A 21,599-nucleotide genomic window follows, 5' to 3' on the forward strand; every position below is an offset into this window, starting at 1 on the left:
CCGGGTGGCTCCGGGCGCCCCTCTCCCGGTCAGTTCTCCTTCCGGCAGCGGTCCACGGGCAGGTCCGTGACGAGTTGCTGCCAGCGGGGGCCTTCCTGGGCGCGCGTCAGTCTGCACACCGCTGCGGCCCGGTCGCGGACGTCGGGGTTCCACAGCCGTACCGTGCCGTCGACACCGCTGCTGGCGAGCGTCCGGCCGTCGGGGGCGAAGGCCACGCCCCACACCGCGTTGGTATGACCGGTCAGCGTGGCCACCGGCTCTCGCGCCCGTGTGTCCCACAGGCGCACGGTGCCGTCATGACCGCTGCTGGCCAGTGTCCGCCCGTCCGGGGCGAAGGCGAGTCCGCGGACCGAGCCGGTGTGCCCGGTGAGCGTGGCCAGGGCCCGGCGCCCCGCGGGGTCCCACAGCCGCACGGTGCCGTCGTTGCCGCTGCTGGCCAGCGTGCGCCCGTCCGGGGCGAACGCCACGGCGCGTACGGCGCCCGTGTGTCCGCGGAGCGTGGCGAGCGGCTGCCGGCGGGGCACGTCCCACAGCCGTACGGTCAGGTCGTCGCTCGCGCTCGCGAGGGTACGGCCGTCGGGGCTGAACGCCACCGCGTTCACGAAGTCGGTGTGTCCGAGAAGGGTGGCGAGCGGCTTGCCCCGGGCCACGTCCCAGAGGCGGACCGTGCCGTCGAGGCCGGCGGACGCGAGGGTGCGTCCGTCGGGGGCGAAGGCCACCGAGAACACCGCGCCCGCATGCCCCCGCAGCACCGCCAGCTCCCGACGCCCGGCCACGTCCCACAACCGGACGGCGCCTCCGGAGCCGGCCGAGGCCAGGGTGCGTCCGTCGGGGGCGAAGGCCACCGAGAACACCGCGCCCGCATGCCCCCGCAGCACCGCCAGCTCCCGACGCCCGGCCACGTCCCACAAGCGCACCGTGTGATCCGCGTCGGCGGTGGCCAGGGTCCGCCCGTCCGGGCTGAACGCGGCGTGCCAGACCTCCGTGAACGGCCGGGCCGTCAGCGCCGAACGGCTCAGGTCCCACAGCACTACGGACTCGTCGAACCCGGCCGTGGCCAGCAGCGTGCCGCCGGTCCCCGCCGCCACCCCGAGGACGTAGTCGGTGTGCCCCGACAGGACGGTCGTGATCCGCTGCCCGCGGACGTCCCACAGGCGCACCGCGCCGTCCCCGGCCGCGCCGATCACCGTGGTCGAGTCAGGGGTGAAGGCGACCGCGTTCACATCGTCGCTGGCACCCGTCAGCGCGGCGGTGCTCCGCAGCCGTGCGCGGTCCCACAGCCGTACGACCCGATCGGCGCCGCCCGAGGCGAGCGTGCGGCCGTCGGGAGCGAACGCCACGCCCAGGACCTCGGCCGAGTGCCCGGCGAGAACGGCCAGCGGCCGGTGCCGGACGGTGTCCCACAGCCGCACGGTGTGGTCGGAGCCGCCCGAGGCGAGGGTGCGTCCGTCGGGGCTGTAGGCCAGGGCGTTGACGGCGTCCCGGTGCCCCCTGAAGACGGCGACCCGGTCATGGGCACCACCGGCCCGCCACAGGGTGATCGTGCCGTCGGAGTCCGCCGAGGCCAGGGTCCGCCCGTCGGGGGCGTAGGCGACGGCCCGCACCGGGGTGTCGGTGGTGAGGGTGGCGACGACCCGGCGCGCGGGAACGTCCCACACCCGCACGGTTCCGCCCGCCGCTCCCACGACCCCCGCGGCCAGCGTGCGCCCGTCGGGGCTGAAGGCCACCGAGCGCACTTTGCCGGGCGCGGTCAGGACCGCGGTCTGCCGGCGTTCGGCGGTCCGCCAGAGCCTGACCGTCCCGTCGCTGCTGCCGCTCGCCAGCAGACCGCCGCCGGGAGCGAAGGCGACGGCGTTGACGGGCCCCGCGTGCCCGGTCAACCGGCCTGCGAAGTACTGCGCCTGGGTGCTGAGCAGGGCGCCGCGGGCCTCCATGGTCGGTTCGGTGGCGTAGGCCTCGGCGGCGAGCAGCAGGGCGGCCTCCGGCTGGGCGCTCGCCATCGCGGTGGACCGTACGGCCAGTGACTGCGAGAGCGTGACCCGGCTCTGCCGCAGCGCCTCGGACCGCTGCTGGTAGGCGAGTCCCCCGGCGGTGACGGCCAGGCCCAGCAGAGCCGCGAGCACGGCCAGCAGGCGGCGTTGCCGACGCGCCTGGCGCCGGTCGGCGTGCTGCCTCCGGAGTTCCTCGGACCGGCTCGCCTCGTAGAACTCCGCCTCTCTCGGCCCGAGTTCGGCCCGGTCCGCGACCTCCCGTGACCACTCCGCGACCGTGGCGAGCCGGGGCCCCCGGTAGAGCAGGGCGGGGTCGCGCCCTTCGCGCTCCCATTCGGCCGCCGCGTCGGCGAGTTGCTGCCGGATGAGCAGTCCGGCCCGGTCCGCGTGGATCCAGCCGCGCAGTCTGGGCCAGACGTGCAGCAGCGCTTCGTGGGTGATCTCGACGGTGTCCCGGTCCACGGTGATCAGCCGGGCCCGGACGAAGGCGTCGAGGGCCGCGGCCGCGGCCGCGGGGTCGGGGAGCTGGTCCAGCAGCACCGCGCGGTCGAGTCTGCGGCGGGTCTCCTCGCTGCCGTCACCGAGCTGGACCAGTCGCACAAGGGCCTGGCGGATCATGGTCTGTTCGGCGGGGTAGAGGCGGGCGAAGCCGGTCTCCGCGGTCCTCGCGACAGCACCCTGGATACCGCCGCTCAGTTCGTAGTCCGTGATGGTCAGGGTCCGCCCGTCCCCGCGCTGCCAGGTGGCCAGCAGCGCGTGGGAGAGCAGGGGGAGGGCGCCGGGCGGGGCGGGTGCGGACTCGTCGTGGTCGGGCGGTCCGTCCGCCGGCCGCGGTGAGTGCGGTGCGTGCGGTGCGTGCGATGGGTGTGGCGCGGCGGTCGGATCCGAGCGCAGTCCCACGTCCCGCAGCAGCAGGGGGACGAGGCCGGGCGCGAGTTCGAGGCCGGCCTGCCGGGCGGGGAGGGTGATCGACTCGCGCAGTTCGCGTACGGTCATCGGCCGCAGCACGAAGAGCCCGGCGGCGAACTCCGCGGCCAGTTCGGGATGGTCGAGGCAGCGACCGGTGAAGTCGGCCCGCATGCCGATGACCACGGCGGACGAAGCCACGCCCGGCTCGGCGACCTTCCTCTGAACCGACGTCGACAGGGCGCACAACGCCCTTATGAAGGCACGCCGTTCGCCCTCGTCCGGGCAGAGTGTGAAGACCTCCTCGAACTGGTCCACCAGCAACACCAGTCGGCTGGGCGGCGGTTCACGGTCGGCCGGGGCCAGGTCCTCACCTGCGGCTCGGTGCCGTGCCCGCGCCAACGCCGTGGAGAGCCGGGACGGGTCCTCGCGGAGTTCGGCGGCCGTGACAGCCAGGTCCAGCCCCAGTGTCGCGGAGGTGCGGGACAGGAGTTCGTCGAGCGGGCGGGCCGTCGGGGTGAGGGCCACGACCGGCCAGTCGCGTGACCCGGCCATCGGCAGCGCGCCGTTCCGCAGGGCGGGCACGAGTCCGGCGTTGAGCAGCGAGGACTTGCCCGCTCCCGAGGGCGCCACGAGCAACAGCGGTCCGTGGCCCACGCGTTCGAAGAGCCGGTCGACCAGTGCGGCGGTCGTCCGTTCGCGCCCGAAGAACCAGCGGGCGTCCCGTGCGGTGAAGGCGGCCAGGCCACGGTAGGGGCACTCCCGCTCCGGCCCCTCGGACCGGCCTGACCTCTCCCCGGCGGGGGCCTGTGGCAGCAGCCGCAGGAGAGCGCCGCCCGCGTGCAGCGCCTCGTCGCACCGGCGCCCGACGTCCGCCGTGGCCGGCTTGGCACCGTTCTCGATCTTGCTGAGATACCCCTTGCTGTAGTGCACCCGCTGAGCGAGCGCGGTGAGCGACAGCCCTCTTTCCTGTCGCAGCCGTCTCAGCTCGGAGGGAAAGTCAGGCGGCGCACCACCGCCACCCCCTTCTCCGGTCGCACCGTCCGCCGTCCTGTCCCCGGTCGTGTGCGGGTTCTCGACCACGCCACCTCCCCCGCGGCGGCCCGTGTCCCCCCGTCGGTCACGTCTCGCACCGCCGCCCCAACTCCACGCTACAGGCGGGCCAGTTGGGGCCCGGGCAGCGATCAGAGGCGGGTGTTTCCCTGTTTCCCGTTGACGGTGGTCGTCGGGAAACATCTCGACATGCCCACGACCTGGGCCGAAAGCTCGGAACCCGGGTCGGCCACCGAGCCGGCTCCTGAACAGGATCTTCCAGGGAGGGAACCATGAGGACGCGTACTCTTTCGGCCGTTGTGGCGGGGTCGGCCACCGCCGCGCTCCTGCTGACCGGCGTCGGCTCGGCCACGGCCGCGCCGACCAAGTCGGACCAGCTCCGCAAGACCTCCGCGCCCGCCACGGCCAAGGCCGCGGCCGCTCCCGCCAGGGCGGCCTGGGACGGAAACATCTACCTCTACTACAGCACCGCGGCCAACAGCGCCTGGAGGGCCTACTACAGCGGCACCCCGGACTTCGCCGCGGACACCTTCAACAGCGGTGTCGACGGCTACGGCCAGCGCGTGAAGAACAACGTCAACCGGGCGTGGAACAACGACCAGCGCTGGGCCGCGCACATTTGGTACAACGAGAACTACCAGGGCGCTGTGGACACCTTCTCCCCGGGCGAGGCACGCCAGTTGAAGGTCGGGGTGCGCAACGACAACGCCTCGCTGAGCTGGACGCTGGTGGGCTGACCCGGTGCACGCCGCGGCGGGCTGGGGAGACCTCTCCCCGGCCCGCCGCGGCCGGCCGTCCTCGTCGGACCCACCACTCCCGTCTGCCCGCCCGAAGGAGGGGCACGTCCATGCGCGCACCATCAACAGCCGTCGCCAGCAGGAGAGTTCGCGCCGCTGCGACCCTCGGCGTCCTGGCCGGTCTCGTCGCCGTCACCGGTTGCTCGGACGGGGCCGCGAGCCCGCGGCCCCGCGAGTCCGCGCACGGCACGACACACCAGGGCACCGACGTCGGCGAGGAGTTTCCGCCGGTGGCAGGCATCCCGGTGATCCTCGGGGTGAAGGCCCTGGTGCTGCCGATCGAGCCCTACCTGGTCACCAACCGCCAGATGTCCGCCATCCTGCGCGCCCGCCAGGAGTTGGTGGCCCCCTGCATGCGCCGGTTCGGCTTCGCGTGGCCCGACCCCGGTCCGGGCTCGGGCGACAGCGGGGGCATGCCCCCCGGCATGAAGAACGCGGCCAACATGGATCGCCGCTATGGCATCACGGACCCCGCGCTCGCGGCCCGCCTCGGGTACCACTTCGCTCCTGACGCCCGGCAGCGGACCACCGAGGAGTCCTCCGCCGCCCAGCCCACCGAGGAGTCCTCCGCCGCTCAACCGGACGCCGACGCGCTGGCCGTACTGACGGGACGCACCGCCGACGGCACACCGGCCCCGAGCCGTTATCACGGCCGGGCGGTACCGGAGGGAGGCTGTCAGGGACGGGCGACCGCCCGGCTGACCGGTGGCCGTCCGCTCGGCAACGACCCGCTGGCCGACGAGATCAACATCGTCAGCTACCAGAAGTCGCGCGCCGACCCCCGCGTCAGGGCGGTCTTCCGCGCATGGTCTGCCTGTATGCGGAAGCGGGGATACTCCTACGCGGCCCCCACCGACGCTCCCGGCAAGGACCCCCGGTTCACCGGCCCGGCGCCGACCCGGCAGGAGATCGCCCTGGCCGAGGCGGACGTGGCGTGCAAGCGGCAGACCAACGTGATCGGCGTCTGGTTCACCGTGGACACCGCCTACCAGCGGCGGATGATGGCCTCGAAGGGGCCGGAACTCGCCCACGCCAAGGACGCCATCCGCACCCGGACGGCGAACGCGGACCGCGTTCTGAACGGCGACCGCTGAGGACACCCGTGGCCCTGCGGGTGGTGTGACGGACCGCCTGCCGCGGAAGATCCCCCGGTGCTTCAATGTCATCCCCGGGCGGAGGAGCGGCGACATGGGTGCGGAGTCGGGCAGGGTCCTGGTGACCGGCGGCAGCGGGTTCGTCGGCAGTCATCTGGTGCGGCGGCTGCTGGAGCGCGGCTACGAGGTGCACGCCACCGTGCGCAGCCTCGCGAACCCGGCGAAGGTGCGGCCGTTGCGGGACATGCAGGACGAATTCCCCGGCGCACTCAGCCTGTTCGAGGCCGACCTCCTCGAAGAGGGCTCCTTCGACGCGGCCATGGCCGGCTGCCGGGTGGTCTTCCACGTCGCCTCACCCTTCTTCATGCCGGAGAAGATCAAGGACGGCCGCAAGGACATGGTCGACCCGGCCCTGATCGGCACGCGCAACGTCCTGGCCGGCATCGAGCGGACGCCGTCCGTGGAACGGCTGGTTTTCACCTCCACGGTCGGCGCGATCTTCGGCGACTACTCCGACGTACGGGACATGGAGGGGCGGATCCTGTCGGAGCGGTACTTCAACACCAGCAGCACGGTGGAGAACAACCCGTACCACTACGCCAAGACCGTTGCCGAGCGCGCCGCGTGGGACGCGGAGGCCGCGCAGAGCCGCTGGCGGATGGTCTCGGTCAACCCAGGTCTGATCCTGGGCCCCTCCCTCACCCCCGCCTCCGAGTCCGGCAGCCTCTTCCTCCTGGAGGAGCTGTTCAAGGGCTACTTCTTCTACGGCGCCCCGGACTTCAGCTTCACCACGGTCGACGTCCGTGACGTGGCCGACGCGCACATCGCGGCCGCCGAGAAGCCCGACGCGAAGGGCCGTTACATCCTGGCCGCCCGGACCATGACGTCGTTCCACGAGATGTCCCGTGTCATCCGCGCCCGGTACCCCCGCGACCGGCGGCTTCCGCGGACCGCGCTCCCGCACTGGCCGGTGCGGGTCCTGGGCCCCGCGTTCGGGCTCACCCAGGACTACATCCGCAAGCATCTCGGCATCCGCTTCGAGGTGGACAACAGCCGCAGCGTGACCGAACTCGGCCTTGTCTACCGGCCGGTGGAGGAGACGGTTCTCGACCATTACGATGCCTGGCGCCGACAGCGCGTCCGACGCTGACTCCCTCACCTGCGGGAACGGGCGCACGCGACGAAGGTCACAGTTACATCTCACCCTTTTCACACTTCAATCTTCACGTGAGCCTCACAAGTTGGTTAGGTTTACGTCGAACAGCACGACGGAAGGGGCACATCTTTCATGGCGCCGGATCGAACTTCGCGCAATGGAGGGTTCAGCCTCCCGGCCAAGCGCAACTCCGCACTCGCGACGGCCGCGATGGCCTCCGCGGCCCTTCTCTCCCAGACCGGGAACGCCGCGGCCGACGAGGCGCCGAGCCGCGACGAGGTGGACCGGCGGATCACCAACCTCTACGACCGCGCGGAGACGGACTCCGGCACGTACAACGCCACCCGCGCGGCTGCGACCAGGGCGTCGAGCACCCGCGGCCGTACCCCTTCGACCAGCGGCGGCAGCCGCAGGTCCGGGGGCGAGCCCGCTCTCGAAGCCCTCGCCAAGCAGTGGTACGGCGTGGGCCGCGCGAAGCTGGGTCCGTTCGTCGAGGCGACCCTGCCGGGCGACCGGCTGCCCGCCCCCGCCGCCGAGACGCGTCGTCAGCGTCCCGCGGAGGCTCCCGCGGCACGCGCGCCGAAGCCGGTCGAACAGCCCGTGCCCGAGCTGACCGCCAAGCCGATGCTCGCCCTTCCGCCCGCGCCGGAACAGCCCCCCGTGTGGACACCGGACCCGGCGCCCCAGCCGCTCACCGGCACCGGTGAGATACCTGCCGTGAGCGTCCCGCAGCTCGAGACCGGGTTCCCGGAGTACAGCACGCAGACCGGCCAGGGCCTCCCGGGGTACGGGACGCAGGGCGGCGGTCAACTCCCCACCGGGACACCGGAGTACGCCACCCAGGTCGCCACGGGTCTGCCCGAGTACACAGGGCAGATCGGCACCGTGCTCCCCGAGTACACCGGGCAACTCACCACGGGCCTGCCGGAGTACCCGGCGCAGCCATCCGCCACCGCAATCCCGGAGCCCACGGGCCAGTTCAGCACCGCGCTCCCCGGTGACACCGGCCAGTTCAGCACCGCCCTCCCGAACGGCAGCGGCCAGTTCACCGTCCCGCTCCCCGACAGCACCGGCCAGTTCAGCAGCGGCCAGTTCGCCGCCCCGCTCCCCGACAGCACCGGCCAGTTCAGCACCGCCCTCCCGAACGGCAGCGGCCAGTTCGCCGTCCCGCTGCCCGGCTACACCCCCCAGCCCACCCCGCTCGCCGACTACTCCACCGACCTCGGCACCTCGCTCGCCGGGGTCGCCCCGGCTCCCGGTATCCCCTCCCCCCGCTCCCCCGAACCGCAGTGGCAGGCCCCGCCGCAGAGCGCCGCCCCCGCCTCGCTCCCCACCGCGGACCCCGGTTACGACTCGAAGGTCATCCAGGTGCTCGCCTTCGCCCGGTCCCAGATCGGCAAGCCCTGCGTCTGGGGTGCGGCGGGCCCGGGGTCGTACGACAACGCCGGTCTCACGCAGGCCGCCTGGAGGGTCGCGGGTGTCTCCCTCCCGCGTACCTCCCTCGGTCAGGCGAGCACCGGCACGGCGGTCCCGCTGTACGCGATGCAACCCGGTGACCTGGTCTTCTTCCACGACGACTTCAGCCACGTGGGCCTGTGCACCGGCAACGGCATGATGATCCACGCGCCCGGCCCCGGGGCCTCGATCCGCGAGGAGTCGATCTACCCGACCGGCGAGTCGATCATCCGGAGCGCGATCCGCCCCGCCTGACCCGCCCCTGGTCGTGAGGCGTGGCGCGGGCCGCCGGTCCCCCGTGCCGGCGGCCCGCACGAAAAAGGAGAGACTCAGGCATCCCCACCCGTGCCCGGTCTCCCCCGCTGCGGCGCCGTAGCGTCGATGTGCTGGAGTCATGCCGACAACATCGATGTTGTCGGGATGAAGTGTGGGTCAGCGAGGTACGGGGCCGGTATGGGTACAACTGCGTATGAGCGGGTGCTGTCGGTCGCCGTGGCCGCGCTCCACGAACGCGACCCGGAGCAGCTCTGGCCGCTGCTGGCCGCGGATCTGCCGGCCCTGTGCGGTGGCGACGCCCTGATCTACAAGCTGGACGACTGGAACGAGAGCGAGGGCACCCTCGGTCTGTCCCCCGCCGCCACCGCAGAGTTCACCGTGATCGGGGACGAGGAGACGGTCCTGCTGCGCGCGGGCTACCCCCTGGCGGCGCACTACGCGAGCCGGGCGGACCGGGCCCCGGTGACCGCAGGCCGGGTGGCCGGCCGTGCCTGGCCGGGGAGCCCGACCGCGCGTCTGCTGGACGATCTCCTCGACGTGGACCACGTGCTGGGGATCCCTCTGCCCGGCTCGACCACCCCGATCACCGGGTGCCTGGTCTACCGCTCGGGCCGGGACTTCAGCGACGACGAGCTGCGGCTGGCCGAGCAGTTGCAGCCGCTGCTCGCCGCCGTCGAGCAGCAGCGGCAGCTCCTGCGGCGGCTCGACGCGTCGTCCGGGCAGGCCGCGGACCTGGCGCTCACACCCCGGGAGTCGACCGTGCTGGTCCTGCTCGGCGACGCGCTGACCGCCCTGTCGATAGGCCGCAGGCTCGGGATATCGGAGCGTACGGTCCACAAGCACATCGCGAACATCTACCGCAAGCTCGGCACCCACGACCGCGTCAGCACGGTCCTGCACGCGCAGCGGCTGGGGCTCATCCCTGCGGCAGCGGCGGCCCGCCCTTGAGGCGTTCCAGGTCGGAGGGGCGGACCTGGATGACCACGATCGCGATGAGCGCGGCGAGCACGGTGAAGATGGCGGCCATGACGAAGGCGGCCGAGGCGCCCGCGGTGAGGACCTCGTCGCCCCACGATCCCGGTAGTTGCCCGGTGCGTTCGAAGATCCGGTGCTCGGCCGGGGTGGCCTGGGAGAGGAAGCGGGGGATCTGCTTCTCCGCCTCGTTGGTGCTGGCCGTGCCGAACATCGTGACCAGGATGGACAGACCCAGTGAACCGCCCACCTGCTGGGTGGCGTTGAGGAGTCCGGAGGCCGCGCCGGTCTCCTCGGTGGGGACGTTGGAGAGTGCCATCAGGGTCAGCGAGACGAACTCCATGCCCATGCCGAGGCTGAAGACGAGCATCGGTCCGAGGACGCTCCCCGCGTAGGTGGAGTGGACGTCGGTGAGGGTCAGCCAGCCGAGCCCGATCGCGGCCAGGATGGCTCCGCCCACCATGAACGGCTTGGGACCGTAGATGGGGAGGAACCGGGAGGCCAGTCCGGCGCCGACCGCGATGACCGCGCTGACCGGCAGGAACGCGAACCCCGTGGCCAGCGGGCTGAAGTCGAGGACGTTCTGCACGAACAGCGTCAGGAAGAAGAACATGCCGAAGATCGCCGCCGCGAGGCACAGCATGATGCCGTAGGTGCCCGCGCGGTTGCGGTCGGCGAACATGTGCAGCGGGGTGATGGGCTGCCGGGAACGCTTCTCGATCATCACGAACGCGACGAGCAGGACGACCGCCGCGGCGAACGAGCACAGGGTGAGGGTGTCCCGCCAGCCTTCCTGCGCGGCCCGGATGAAGCCGTACACCAGCAGCACCATCCCGGCGGTGGCGGTGAGCGCGCCGATGATGTCGAAGTTGCCGGGGTGGCGTTCGGACTCGCGGATCCAGCGGGGCGTGGCGAGCGCGATGAGCAGTCCGATGGGCACGTTGACGAAGAGCACCCACCGCCAGTTCAGCCACTCGACGAGGACCCCTCCGGCCAGCAGTCCGATCGCGCCGCCGCCCGCGGAGACCGCGGCGAAGACGCCGAACGCCCGGTTGCGCTCGGGGCCTTCACGGAAGGTCGTGCTGATCAGCGCGAGCGAGGTCGGGGAGGCGATGGCGCCGCCGACGCCCTGGAGGGCACGTGCGGAGAGGAGTTGGCCCTCGTTCTGGGCGAGTCCGCCGAGCAGGGAGGCGAGCACGAACAGCAGCACGCCGAAGATGAACACCCGCCGTCTGCCGAGGATGTCGCCGGCCCGGCCGCCGAGCAGCAGCAGTCCGCCGAAGGTGAGGGTGTACGCGTTGACCACCCAGGCCAGGCTCGTCGTGGAGAAGTCCAGGGAGCGCTGGATGTCCGGGAGCGCGATGTTCACGATGGTGATGTCGAGGACCACCATCAGCTGGCAGGACGCGATGACCAGCAGCGCAATGACGTTGCCACCGCCGCCGGAGTCCGGTGGGGTGGTCCGTGGTGCAGAACTGGCCTGCGGGTCGCTGCTCATGGTCTCCGTACGACCGTACGCCCGTGCTGTGGCCCTCACCACTCGAGGACGTGGCACCCCCAGGCCGGCAACGACACGAACAGTCCGGAGTCGTTCAGTTCGTCTCCGTCACGGTCGTACACCACCCCGTCGAGCAGGTCGGTCAGGCGGTGTGCCCGTCCGCGCAGGTCGTCCCACGGAAGGGGCAGCCGGGCCTGGGCGGGTCCGTCGGAGTCGTTGACCACGACCAGGTGGCGGGCGTCGGTGTGGGTCCAGGTCCAGGCGAGGAGCCGGCCGTGGGTGTCGTTGTCGGGCCAGCCCACGGGGGTCACGAGCCGCCACTCGCCCCGGCGCACGGCGGCGGCGGCGGTCAGCAGACGGCCGTAGAACGCGCGCAGGGGTTCGTCGACGGTTTCCTGCGGTCTGCGGCTCAGGAACACCGGTGGCCGCACCTTGCGGCCCTCGAACTGGCCCTCGTGCCAGAGCGTGGCGCCGGGCAGCGTGGCGACGGCCACGGCGGCCGCGCGTTCCCGGTCCCCTGGGACCACCGCGGCGACCCGTGGTTCGTCGTGGTTCTCCAGGAAGCGGACGAGACCGCGCTGATAGGTGAGGTCGGCGTCGAGGTGGGCCCGGACGGAGTCGGCGTCCTGGTGCAGGAGGCGGTCGTAGAGGCGCTTGTCGTAGCAGTGGTCGAAGCCCTGCTGCTGGAGGGTCCCTTCGAGGTCCCAGTAGGCCTCGGCCACGAACAGGAACCGGGGGTGGCGCTCTCGTACCCGGGGGATGACGTACGGCCAGAAGTCCTCGGCCGGTGGCGTGCCCGCGCGGTCGCCCCAGGTCCTGGCGAAGACGTCGTTCATCAGCAGCATCGCCATGTCGCAGCGCACGCCGTCGGCCTGGTCGGCGATGGACGCCAGGGTCTCGACGGTCGCTGTCCGCAACTCCTCGCCGAAGGCGTTCAGTTGGACCACGTCCGGCCACGGCGGGAAGTAGGGGTCGCGACCGCGGGCACAGATCCCGCCGCCGGTCTCGATGAAAGCTCCCGGGTCGCGGGCGAGATCCTCCGCGCTGCCCCGGATCAGGCAGTCGGGGCGTTCGGTGAGCCAGGGATGGTCGGGAGCGATGTGGTTGGGCACGTAGTCGAGGAGCAACCCCATTCCACGGGTGGCCAGTTGCGCACGGGCGGCGGCGAGGCCCTCGGGGCCGCCCAGCACCGGATCGACGACGTAGTTCCGTACGCAGTACGGCGATCCGGCGATGTCCGCCTCGGTGACATCGGGGAGGGCGTCGCGGAAGGAGGCCGTCAGCCCCTCGTCCTGCAACGCGATCCGCAGTCCCGCCGGGCTGCGCTCCCACACGCCCATCAGCCACACCGTGTCGGCACCGGGAAGCACCAGGGAGTCCCAGACCTCCTCCGGTACCTCCCCGAGCGTGATGTCACGCCCGTACCGGCGGCTCAACTCGCCGAGCCACACCAGGGTGTTGATCTCTAGGACGACCGTCATGACAGCGACTCCCGTCCGCCCCGTTGCCAGTCCTCCTCGCTGATGGCGTGGAAGAGGGTCGCGGTGGCCGCCACCAGGCCCGTCCAGCCCGTCTGGTGACTGGCGCCGAGGCCCGTGCCGTTGTCGCCGTGGAAGTACTCGTAGAAGAGGACCAGGTCCTTCCAGTGCGGGTCCTCGGCGAACACCGGCCGACCGCCGTGCACCGGCCGGTGGCCGTCGGTGTCGGGCAGGAAGGTGGCGGTGAGCCGGTCGGAGATCTCGCGGGCGACCTCGTACAGGTTGAGCCGCCGTCCGGAGCCGGTCGGGCACTCCACGGTGAAGCCGGGGCCGTGGTGGGCGTGGAGGTTCAGCAGTGCCCGGATGAGGAGGATGTTCATCGGGAACCACACCGGGCCGCGCCAGTTGGAATTGCCGCCGAACATCCCGGAGTCGGACTCGGCGGGCAGATAGCCGACGCCGTAGGTCTGCCCGTGCACGTCGAAGGTGTACGGGTGTTTCGCGTGGTACCTGGACAGGGACCGGATGCCGTGCGGGCCGAGGAACTCGTCCTCGTCGAGCATGCGGGCCAGGACGCGGCGCAGCCGGTCCTCGCCGAACAGCGCGAAGAGGTAGCGGCCGTCGGTGTCGGGGTGGTCGGCTGCCTGCTGGGCGACGAAGGCCTCGACGGCCGGGTGTCGTCGGATGAAGTCCTGTGCTCCCTCGACGAGTTCGGGGAACGCCCGGTTTGCCCGGCCGCCGACGAGGCTGGTCGCCGCGAGCGGGATCAGGCCGACCAGGGACCGCACCTTCAGACGGGTGGCACTGCCGTCAGGCAGCCGCAGGACGTCGTAGAAGAAGCCGTCCTCCTCGTCCCACAGGCTGGTGTTGTCCTGGCCGATGCGGTTCAGGGCGACGGCGATCCACGCGAAGTGCTCGAAGAGCATCTGTGCCTGCTCGACGTAGACCGGGTTGTCCACGGCGAGTTCGACGGCGATGTCGAGGAGGTTCTGGCAGTACAGGGCCATCCACGCGGTGCCGTCGGCCTGGTCGAGGCGGCCGCCGGTGGGCAGCGGCGCGCTGCGGTCGAAGACGCCGATGTTGTCGAGGCCGAGGAAGCCGCCCTGGAAGACGTTGTTGCCGTCGGGGTCCTTGCGGTTGAGCCACCAGGTGAAGTTCTTCGTCAGCTTCTGGAAGGCGTTCTCCAGGAAGGCGCGGTCGCCGTGGCCGGTGCGGTGCTTCTCCAGTTCGTAGACGAACAGGACCGCCCAGGCGTGCACGGGCGGGTTGACGTCTCCGAAGTTCCATTCGTACGCGGGGATCTGGCCGTTGGGGTGGAGGTAGAGGCGGCGCAGCAGCAGGTCGAGCTGGGACTTGGCGAAGCCGATGTCGACCATGGACAGGGCGAGGGTGTGGAAGGCGAGGTCCCAGGCGGCGAACCAGGGGTACTCCCAGGTGTCCGGCATCGACATGATCTCGTCGTTGACCATGTGGTACCAGGAGCTGTTGCGGATCCGCGGGTCGGCGGCGAGCGGGTCCACGCCGTGCTCGGCGAGCCAGCGCTCGACGTCGAGGTAGTAGTACTGCTTGCTCCACAGCATCCCGGCGAGGGCCTGGCGGACGAGCCGCCGCTCCTCCTCCCCCGTGGCGGGCGGGATGACGCCGGCGTAGAAGGTGTCGGCCTCGGTGCGACGCAGGCCGAGGACGTCGTCGAAACCGCCCCAGGGGTCCGGGAGTTCGGTGTCCGTCAGGCGCAGGCGGATCCGGGCGCTGTCTCCGGCGGGGATCGTCAGCACGTGGTGGACGGTGGCCTTGGTGCCGGTGCGGGCGGGGTTGACGGCGTCCGTCGCGCCGTGGACGACGTACCGGTCGATGCCGTTCTTCACGTACGGGGTGGTGTTCGGGCTGCCGAAGACGCGCTCGTTGTCGGTCTCGTTGTCGGTGAAGAGCGTCTCGCCGCCCTGGTGGTACAGCCATCGCACCCCGAGTTCCTCGTGGTCGGCGCGGATCGCCCCCTCGACGGCGCTCAGTCCCGGCACCGCCGTGCCGCCCGCCCAGGACCAGGTGTGCCGGAACCACAGGGTCGGCAGGAGGTGCAGCACGGCCTCGTCGGGGCCCCTGTTGTGGGCGGTGATCTCGATCAGGAGGTCGTCCGGTCCGGCTTTGGCGTACTCGACGAAGACGTCGAAGTAGCGGTTCTCGTCGAAGACCCCGGTGTCGAGGAGTTCGTACTCGGCGTCCTCGCGGCCGCGCGCCCGGTTGCCGGTGACGAGGTCGCCGTAGGGGAACTCGCCCTGCGGGTACTTGTACAGGTACTTCATCGACGAGTGGGTGGGTGTGTTGTCGAGGTGGAACCAGTACTCCTTGACGTCCTCGCCGTGGTTGCCCTCCGCGTTGGTCAGGCCGAACATCCGCTCCTTGAGGAGGGGGTCGCGGCCGTTCCACAGGGCGAGCGCGAAGCACAGCCGCTGTTTGTCGTCGCTGACCCCGGCGATGCCGTCCTCGCCCCAGCGGTAGGCGCGGGAGCGGGCCTGGTCGTGGGTGAAGTACGACCAGGCGTCGCCGCCCGCGCTGTAGTCCTCGCGGACGGTGCCCCACTGTCGTTCGCTCAGGTAGGGCCCCCAGCGTCGCCAGGGGACGGTGCCCGTGTCCGCCTCGGAAAGTCGCCGACGCTCGGCGTCCGGTGTGCCGCTTCCGTTCGTCATCCGCCGGTCCTCTCGCCGCCCGGGACATGTGACCAGACTTGGCCCCGAAGGAGCGGACCGCAATGGTGGTGAGCTGTACGGAAGCGGGTGTCACCGTTCCGGCCGACGGTGTCAGCCGATCTCGACCAGCAGGTCACCGCCTTCCACCTGCTGCACCTTGTTGATCGCGAGCCGGGACACGCGTCCGGCCTTCGACGCGGTGATCGTGGCCTCCATCTTCATGGCCTCGATGGTGGCCACGGTCGCCCCGGCCGCCACCTCGTCGCCCTCGGAGACCACGAGGGTGACCACGCCGGCGAAGGGGGCGGCGACATGGCCGGCGTTGGAGCGGTCGGCCTTCTCGGTGGTCGGGATGTCCGAGGAGGCGGCGACGTCACGGATCTGGATGGGCCGCAGCTGGCCGTTGAGCGTGGACATCACCGTGCGCATGCCCCGCTCGTCGGCCTCGCCGACGGCCTCCAGGGCGATGAGGAGGCGGACGCCGGGCTCGAGGTCGACGGCGTACTCCTTGCCCGGGCGCAGGCCGTAGAAGAAGTCCTTGCTCTCCAGGAGGCTGGTGTCGCCGTAGGACTGGCGGTGGGTCTCGAACTCGCGGGTCGGGGCGGGGAACAGGAGCCGGTTGAGGGTCGAGCGGCGGTCCTTCTCCAGGCCCTCGCGGTCCTCGGCGGTCAGTTCCTGGACGGGCTTGGCGTCGGCGCGGCCCTGGAGGGCCTTGGTGCGGAAGGGCTCGGGCCAGCCGCCGGGCGGGGTGCCGAGCTCGCCGCGCAGGAAGCCGATGACGGAGTCGGGGATGTCGAAGCGGTCCGGGGTCTCCTCGAACTCCTTGGGGTCGACCCCGGCGCCGACGAGGTGCAGGGCGAGGTCGCCGACCACCTTGGAGGACGGGGTGACCTTCACCAGGTGGCCCAGGAGCCGGTCCGCGGCCGCGTACATCGCCTCGATGTCCTCGAAGCGGTCGCCGAGGCCGAGGGCGACGGCCTGGGTGCGCAGGTTGGAGAGCTGGCCGCCGGGGATCTCGTGGTCGTAGACGCGCCCGGTCGGGGAGGCAAGGCCCGCCTCGAAGGGGGCGTAGACGCGGCGGACGCTCTCCCAGTACGGCTCCATGTCGCCGACCGCGCGCAGGTCCAGGCCGGTGGGCCGGTCGGAGTGGTCGGTCGCGGCCACGATGGCCGACAGGGAGGGCTGCGAGGTGGTGCCGGCCATGGAGGCGACGGCCCCGTCCACGGCGTCGGCGCCCGCCTGGACCGCGGCCAGGTAGGTGGCGAGCTGGCCGCCCGCGGTGTCGTGGGTGTGGATGTGCACCGGCAGGTCGAACTCGCGGCGCAGCGCCGACACCAGCTTCGCCGCGGCGGGGGCGCGCAGCAGGCCTGCCATGTCCTTGACGGCCAGGACGTGGGCGCCCGCGTCGACGATCTGCTCGGCGAGGCGCAGGTAGTAGTCGAGGGTGTAGAGGCGCTCGTTCGGGTCGGACAGGTCCGAGGTGTAGCAGAGGGCGACCTCGGCGATCGAGGTGCCGGTGGCGCGGACGGCCTCGATGGCGGGACGCATCTGGCTGACGTCGTTGAGGGCGTCGAAGATGCGGAAGATGTCGATGCCGGTCTCGGCGGCCTCCTGCACGAAGGCGTCGGTCACCTCGGTCGGGTACGGGGTGTAGCCGACGGTGTTGCGGCCGCGCAGCAGCATCTGGAGGCAGATGTTGGGAACGGCCTCGCGCAGGGCCGCGAGCCGCTCCCAGGGGTCCTCGGCGAGGAAGCGCAGCGCCACGTCGTAGGTGGCGCCGCCCCAGCATTCCAGGGAGAGCAGCTGGGGCAGGGTGCGGGCGACGGCCGGGGCGACGGCGAGCATGTCCTTGGTGCGCACGCGGGTGGCGAGCAGGGACTGGTGGGCGTCGCGGAAGGTGGTGTCGGTGACGCCGATGGTCGGGGACTCGCGCAGCCAGCGGGCGAAGCCCTCGGGGCCGAGTTCGGTGAGCTTCTGCTTGGAGCCCGCGGGCGGCTCGATGTCCGGGGTCCTGGGCAGCTTGGAGACGGGGTCGATCAGCTCGGGCCGCTCGCCGTGCGGCTTGTTGACCGTCACGTCGGCGAGGTAGGTGAGCAACTTGGTGCCGCGGTCGGCGGAGTGACGGGCCGTCAGCAGGTGCGGGCGCTGCTCGATGAACGACGTGGTGACGTTGCCCGCCTGGAAGTCGGGGTCGTCCAGCACCGCTTGCAGGAAGGGGATGTTGGTGGCCACCCCGCGGATGCGGAACTCGGCGACGGCACGCCGGGCCCGGTTGACCGCGGTGGTGAAGTCGCGGCCCCGGCAGGAGAGTTTGACCAGCATGGAGTCGAAGTGGGCGCTGATCTCCGTACCGGCGTGGGTCGTTCCGCCGTCGAGCCGGATGCCGGAGCCGCCGGGCGAGCGGTAGGCGCTGATCCGGCCGGTGTCGGGGCGGAAGCCGTTGGCGGGGTCCTCGGTGGTGATACGGCACTGGAGGGCGGCGCCGTGCAGCCGGACCGTCTCCTGGGAGAGGCCGAGATCGGCGAGGGTGGCGCCGGCCGCGATCCGGAGCTGGGCCTGGACGAGGTCGACGTCGGTGACCTCCTCGGTGACCGTGTGCTCGACCTGGATGCGCGGGTTCATCTCGATGAAGACGTGGTTGCCGTCGCGGTCGAGGAGGAACTCGACGGTGCCCGCGTTGCGGTAGCCGATCTCGCGGGCGAAGCGGACGGCGTCGGCGCAGATGCGGTCGCGCAGATCCGGGTCGAGGTTGGGCGCGGGGGCCAGCTCGATGACCTTCTGGTGGCGGCGCTGGACCGAGCAGTCGCGCTCGTAGAGGTGGATGACGTTGCCCTGGCCGTCGGCGAGGATCTGCACCTCGATGTGGCGGGGCTCGACGACGGCCTTCTCCAGGAAGACGGTCGAGTCGCCGAAGGCGGACGCGGCCTCGCGGGCGGCCGCCTCGATGGACTCCCGCAGCTGGGCGGGGTCCTCGACGCGGCGCATACCGCGTCCGCCACCGCCCGCGACGGCCTTCACGAAGACGGGGAAGCCGATGTCGTCGGCGGCCCGGACCAGCTCGTCCACGTCGTCCGAGGGCGCCGAGGAGCCCAGGACCGGCACCCCCGCGGCGCGGGCGGCGGCGACCGCGCGGGCCTTGTTGCCGGTCAGTTCGAGGATGTCGGCGCTGGGGCCGACGAAGGTGATGCCGGCCTCCTCGCAGGCCCGCGCGAGCTCGGGGTTCTCGGAGAGGAAGCCGTAGCCGGGGTAGACGGCGTCGGCTCCGGCCTGGCGGGCGGCGCGGATGATCTCCTCGACCGAGAGGTAGGCCCGCACGGGATGGCCCGGTTCGCCGATCTCGTAGGCCTCGTCGGCTTTGAGTCGGTGCAGTGAGTTGCGGTCCTCGTGGGGGAAGACGGCGACCGTCCTCGCACCCACCTCGTAACCCGCGCGGAACGCGCGGATCGCGATCTCACCACGGTTGGCGACCAGTACCTTGCGGAGCATTCCCGATCCCTTCGGCCTGCCGGTGACGCCCCCATGGTGTCGGCAAAGACCGCCGGTGGCCATGAGAGTCAGGTCACGTGTCGCGGGGTGTTTGGGGAGGATCCGCGCAGGTACGGCCGGGCCGCACGGCAGCGGCTCACCGGGTCGCGGTCACTTCACGGTGCCGGTGAAGGGGGTCACCGGCCGCTCCTGGCGCTCCCCGTCCACGGTGATGTCGACGGCCTCGTTGTAGAAGGCGAGCAGTCCCTTGATCACTCCGACGGCGGGGAGCGGGTCCGGGTAGCTCCAGACGATGTCGGCGTGGCCGCCGGTGGACCAGTACTCGGCGGTGCCCTTGTAGGGGCACCGGCTGTGGTGGTCGGTGGCTTCGAGCAGTTCGAGGCGGACGTCCTCGCGCGGGATGTAGTAGCGCGTGGGCAGGCCGGTCTCGAAGAGGAGCACGGGCCGGCGGGTGTCGGCGACGACCGTGCCGTCGATCTCCACCCGGACATGGCGGCTGCTGGGCATGGCGTCGACGCGTTTGTGCGGGTCACGGGGGTGGACGAAGATCTCTTCCTCCTCCTCGTACCAGTGGTCGAGGCCGGTCCCCCAGCGGCGGAACCAGGCGAAGGCGATGTGGTCGGCGAGGTCGGCGGCGGGGAAGGTCCAGGCGGCGTTCTCCACGATCTCGCCTTCGACTTCGAGGTCGTAGAAGAGCTGTGATCCGGTGTGGCTCCCGGTCCGCGGGTTCTTCGCGGGCCGCAGCAGGTCCTCTCGGACGTCGGCGCGCGGGAAGGCGTACAGCGGGACGGGGACGTCGGGTTCCCAGACGAGGACGGGACGCCGGCTGTCGACGACCGTGACGTCCCCCTTGCGGCCGCGCACCCAGCGCTCGCTGGGCTCCCAGAGCAGGCCTTCCGGTGTGGTCCGTACGTTGCGTGCCGTGGGGAAGGTGGTCATGGGTGGTTCTCCCTTCACCTCTTCAGGAAGTCGGTCAGCCCGGTCAGGAGCCGGTCGACGTCCTCCGTGTCGTTGTAGGGGGCGAGGCCGACGCGCAGGCCGCCGGTGTCGCCGAGGCCGAGGTGACGGGAGGCCTCGACGGCGTAGAACGAGCCGACGGGGGCCTGGACACCGCGCTCGGCGAGGAAGCCGTAGGCGTCGGCCGTGTCGTGGTGGTCGAAGGTCAGGAGCAGGGTGGGGGTGCGGTCGGCGGCCCTGGAGTGGACGGTGATCCCGTCGAGCGCGGCCAGCCCCTTGTCGATCCGGGTGCGCAGGACGTGTTCGTGGGCTTCGAGTGCCGCGTACCCGGCGGCCAGCCGCTCGCGGCGGGTGCCGGTGGCGTCCGGGTCCAGCCGGTCGGCGAGGAAGTCGACCGCGGCTGTCGTCCCGGCGAGGAACTCATAGGGCAGCGTGCCCAGTTCGAAGCGCTCGGGGACGGCGTCGGTGGAGGGCAGCAGCTTGTCCGGGCGCAGGGTCTCCAGCAACTCCGGGCGGGCGGCGAGGACTCCGTGGTGGGGGCCGAGGAACTTGTACGGGGAGCAGACGTGGAAGTCGGCGCCCGACTCCTCCAGGTCCACGAGAGAGTGGGCGGTGTGGTGGACGCCGTCGACGAAGAGGAGTGCGCCTGCCTCGTGCACCGCCTGTGCGATGGCGGGGATGTCGGGGCGCGTGCCGATCAGGTTGGAGGCTGCGGTGACGGCGACGAGCCGGGTGCGACCGGACAGTACGGCCCGGATCGCGTCGACCGTCAACTCCCCGGTCTCGGGGTCGAATTCGGCCCAGCGGACGGCGGCACCCGACTGTGTCCACGGCCGGATGTTGGCGTCGTGGTCGAGCCGGGTGACGACGACCTCGTCGCCGGGCGACCACGTCTTGGCGAGGGTGCGCGAGAACTCGTAGGTCAGCTGGGTGGCACTGCGGCCGAAGACGATCCCCGACGGGTCCGCGCCGAGGAGGTCCGCCATGGCCCGCCGGGCCCCGGTGACGATGGCCTCGGCGTTGCGCTCCCCCAGCGTGATGCGCCCCCGGTTCGACAGGGGCTGCGCCAGCGCGTCCGCGATGGCCCGGATGACGGGCGTCGGGGTCTGGGTGCCGCCGGGGCCGTCGAAGTGGGCGGTCCCGGCGGCCAGGGCCGGGAAGTGGGAGCGGAGGGCGGCGATGTCGTACGTCACGTGGGCTCCTTGATCCGACCGGTTCCGTCACTCCCAGCGTGTCACGCGTCCGGGTCGACGCATGATGGTCTCCGTGTGTCTCGCATCCTCGGGGACCCGGAGTGGTCTCAGCGTGTCGTGCATCCGTGGTGACTCACGGTGATCTCAGCTTGTCACGCCCTCCGCGACGGGCCTGGTCTCACGCCCGTCACCCCGCCCGCAGCCTCTCCCGGTGGGCCCTGTTCGTGGCCATCAGGGTGTCCAGGGCGTCGCGGGTGCGGATCAGTTCGGCTATGTGCTCGGTGAGGCGGTCGCGTTCCTCGGCCATCCGCTCCAGCGCCGCGTCGGACGTCTCCTCGCTGGGCGAGTCGACGCACGGCAGCAGTTCCATGATCGTGCGGCTGGACAGTCCGGCGGCGTACATGCGCTGGAGGAAGAAGACACGCTCGACCGCGTGCTCCGTGTAGTGCCGTTGCCCGCTCGTGCTGCGCGTGCTGGCGAGCAGTCCCTGCTCCTCGTAGTAGCGCAGGGCCCGGACACTGACCCCGGCCCGCGCCGCCAACTCCCCGATGCGCATGCGTTCCTCCAGGAAGGACTTGACCCTCACGTCGACGTCAGGTTTTA

The 21,599-nt window shown here is 71.7% G+C and carries 13 protein-coding genes; 5 read left to right on the forward strand and 8 right to left on the reverse strand.

The genetic code is table 11. The features are described from left to right. Positions 1 to 29: 29 nt before the first annotated feature. A complete protein-coding gene (locus tag IF54_RS0123775) occupies positions 30 to 3,980 on the reverse strand; it encodes a helix-turn-helix domain-containing protein (RefSeq protein ID WP_030321958.1) in 3,951 nt (1,316 codons plus the stop codon). A gap of 242 nt (positions 3,981 to 4,222) precedes the next feature. Between IF54_RS0123775 and IF54_RS0123780 the strand changes: the two genes are divergently transcribed. From IF54_RS0123780 to IF54_RS0123800, 5 genes are all read left to right on the forward strand, one after another. Continuing rightward, the gene (locus tag IF54_RS0123780) at positions 4,223 to 4,687 is read left to right on the forward strand and encodes a hypothetical protein (protein WP_234439043.1); all 465 of its coding nucleotides are present in this window, start codon (positions 4,223 to 4,225) and stop codon (positions 4,685 to 4,687) included. A gap of 110 nt (positions 4,688 to 4,797) precedes the next feature. Then, positions 4,798 to 5,841, forward strand: a complete 1,044-nt coding sequence (locus tag IF54_RS0123785) for a hypothetical protein (protein WP_030321961.1) — start codon at positions 4,798 to 4,800, stop codon at positions 5,839 to 5,841. A gap of 94 nt (positions 5,842 to 5,935) precedes the next feature. Further along, positions 5,936 to 6,991: an NAD-dependent epimerase/dehydratase family protein gene (locus IF54_RS0123790; RefSeq protein ID WP_030321963.1), complete on the forward strand. Its 1,056-nt coding sequence runs from the start codon at positions 5,936 to 5,938 to the stop codon at positions 6,989 to 6,991. Between the two features lie 138 nt (positions 6,992 to 7,129). Further along, the gene (locus IF54_RS0123795; RefSeq protein ID WP_030321966.1) at positions 7,130 to 8,707 is read left to right on the forward strand and encodes an NlpC/P60 family protein; all 1,578 of its coding nucleotides are present in this window, start codon (positions 7,130 to 7,132) and stop codon (positions 8,705 to 8,707) included. 198 nt (positions 8,708 to 8,905) lie between these two features. Beyond that, entirely contained in the window at positions 8,906 to 9,676 is a 771-nt protein-coding gene (locus tag IF54_RS0123800) for a response regulator transcription factor (RefSeq protein WP_030321968.1), read from the forward strand. Here the strand turns inward: IF54_RS0123800 and IF54_RS0123805 are convergent. From IF54_RS0123805 to IF54_RS0123835, 7 genes are all read right to left on the reverse strand, one after another. Next, on the reverse strand, positions 9,645 to 11,198 hold the full coding sequence (locus tag IF54_RS0123805; RefSeq protein WP_199821238.1) for an MFS transporter: 1,554 nt from the start codon (positions 11,196 to 11,198) through the stop codon (positions 9,645 to 9,647). The two genes, IF54_RS0123800 and IF54_RS0123805, sit on opposite strands and share 32 nt — an antisense overlap. A 35-nt stretch (positions 11,199 to 11,233) precedes the next feature. Continuing rightward, positions 11,234 to 12,679: an alpha-amylase gene (locus IF54_RS0123810; protein WP_030321972.1), complete on the reverse strand. Its 1,446-nt coding sequence runs from the start codon at positions 12,677 to 12,679 to the stop codon at positions 11,234 to 11,236. After that, positions 12,676 to 15,360, reverse strand: a complete 2,685-nt coding sequence (locus tag IF54_RS0123815) for an MGH1-like glycoside hydrolase domain-containing protein (RefSeq protein WP_030321974.1) — start codon at positions 15,358 to 15,360, stop codon at positions 12,676 to 12,678. The genes IF54_RS0123810 and IF54_RS0123815 overlap by 4 nt, the downstream gene beginning before the upstream one ends. A gap of 111 nt (positions 15,361 to 15,471) precedes the next feature. Beyond that, positions 15,472 to 18,846, reverse strand: coding sequence for a pyruvate carboxylase (locus IF54_RS0123820; protein WP_030321976.1), 3,375 nt, complete (start codon positions 18,844 to 18,846; stop codon positions 15,472 to 15,474). 150 nt (positions 18,847 to 18,996) lie between these two features. After that, positions 18,997 to 19,785: a DUF427 domain-containing protein gene (locus IF54_RS0123825; RefSeq protein WP_030321978.1), complete on the reverse strand. Its 789-nt coding sequence runs from the start codon at positions 19,783 to 19,785 to the stop codon at positions 18,997 to 18,999. Between the two features lie 14 nt (positions 19,786 to 19,799). Then, a complete protein-coding gene (locus IF54_RS0123830) occupies positions 19,800 to 20,996 on the reverse strand; it encodes a cysteine desulfurase-like protein (RefSeq protein ID WP_030321980.1) in 1,197 nt (398 codons plus the stop codon). 187 nt (positions 20,997 to 21,183) lie between these two features. Then, positions 21,184 to 21,552, reverse strand: a complete 369-nt coding sequence (locus IF54_RS0123835) for a MerR family transcriptional regulator (protein ID WP_030321982.1) — start codon at positions 21,550 to 21,552, stop codon at positions 21,184 to 21,186. Positions 21,553 to 21,599: the final 47 nt, after the last annotated feature.

It is taken from the genome of Streptomyces sp. NRRL B-3229, from assembly GCF_000719505.1.
GTDB classification, from domain to species: Bacteria; Actinomycetota; Actinomycetes; order Streptomycetales; family Streptomycetaceae; genus Streptomyces; species Streptomyces griseorubiginosus.

Excerpts from the sequence above, each read along its gene's own strand:
- IF54_RS0123780 (WP_234439043.1), top strand. The coding sequence starts at position 4,223 with ATGAGGACGCGTACTCTTTCGGCCGTTGTGGCGGGGTCGGCCACCGCC.
- IF54_RS0123785 (WP_030321961.1), top strand. The coding sequence starts at position 4,798 with ATGCGCGCACCATCAACAGCCGTCGCCAGCAGGAGAGTTCGCGCCGCT.
- IF54_RS0123790 (WP_030321963.1), top strand. The coding sequence starts at position 5,936 with ATGGGTGCGGAGTCGGGCAGGGTCCTGGTGACCGGCGGCAGCGGGTTC.
- IF54_RS0123795 (WP_030321966.1), top strand. The coding sequence starts at position 7,130 with ATGGCGCCGGATCGAACTTCGCGCAATGGAGGGTTCAGCCTCCCGGCC.
- IF54_RS0123800 (WP_030321968.1), top strand. The coding sequence starts at position 8,906 with ATGGGTACAACTGCGTATGAGCGGGTGCTGTCGGTCGCCGTGGCCGCG.
- IF54_RS0123805 (WP_199821238.1), bottom strand. The coding sequence starts at position 11,198 with ATGAGCAGCGACCCGCAGGCCAGTTCTGCACCACGGACCACCCCACCG.
- IF54_RS0123810 (WP_030321972.1), bottom strand. The coding sequence starts at position 12,679 with ATGACGGTCGTCCTAGAGATCAACACCCTGGTGTGGCTCGGCGAGTTG.
- IF54_RS0123815 (WP_030321974.1), bottom strand. The coding sequence starts at position 15,360 with ATGACGAACGGAAGCGGCACACCGGACGCCGAGCGTCGGCGACTTTCC.
- IF54_RS0123820 (WP_030321976.1), bottom strand. The coding sequence starts at position 18,846 with ATGCTCCGCAAGGTACTGGTCGCCAACCGTGGTGAGATCGCGATCCGC.
- IF54_RS0123825 (WP_030321978.1), bottom strand. The coding sequence starts at position 19,785 with ATGACCACCTTCCCCACGGCACGCAACGTACGGACCACACCGGAAGGC.
- IF54_RS0123835 (WP_030321982.1), bottom strand. The coding sequence starts at position 21,552 with ATGCGCATCGGGGAGTTGGCGGCGCGGGCCGGGGTCAGTGTCCGGGCC.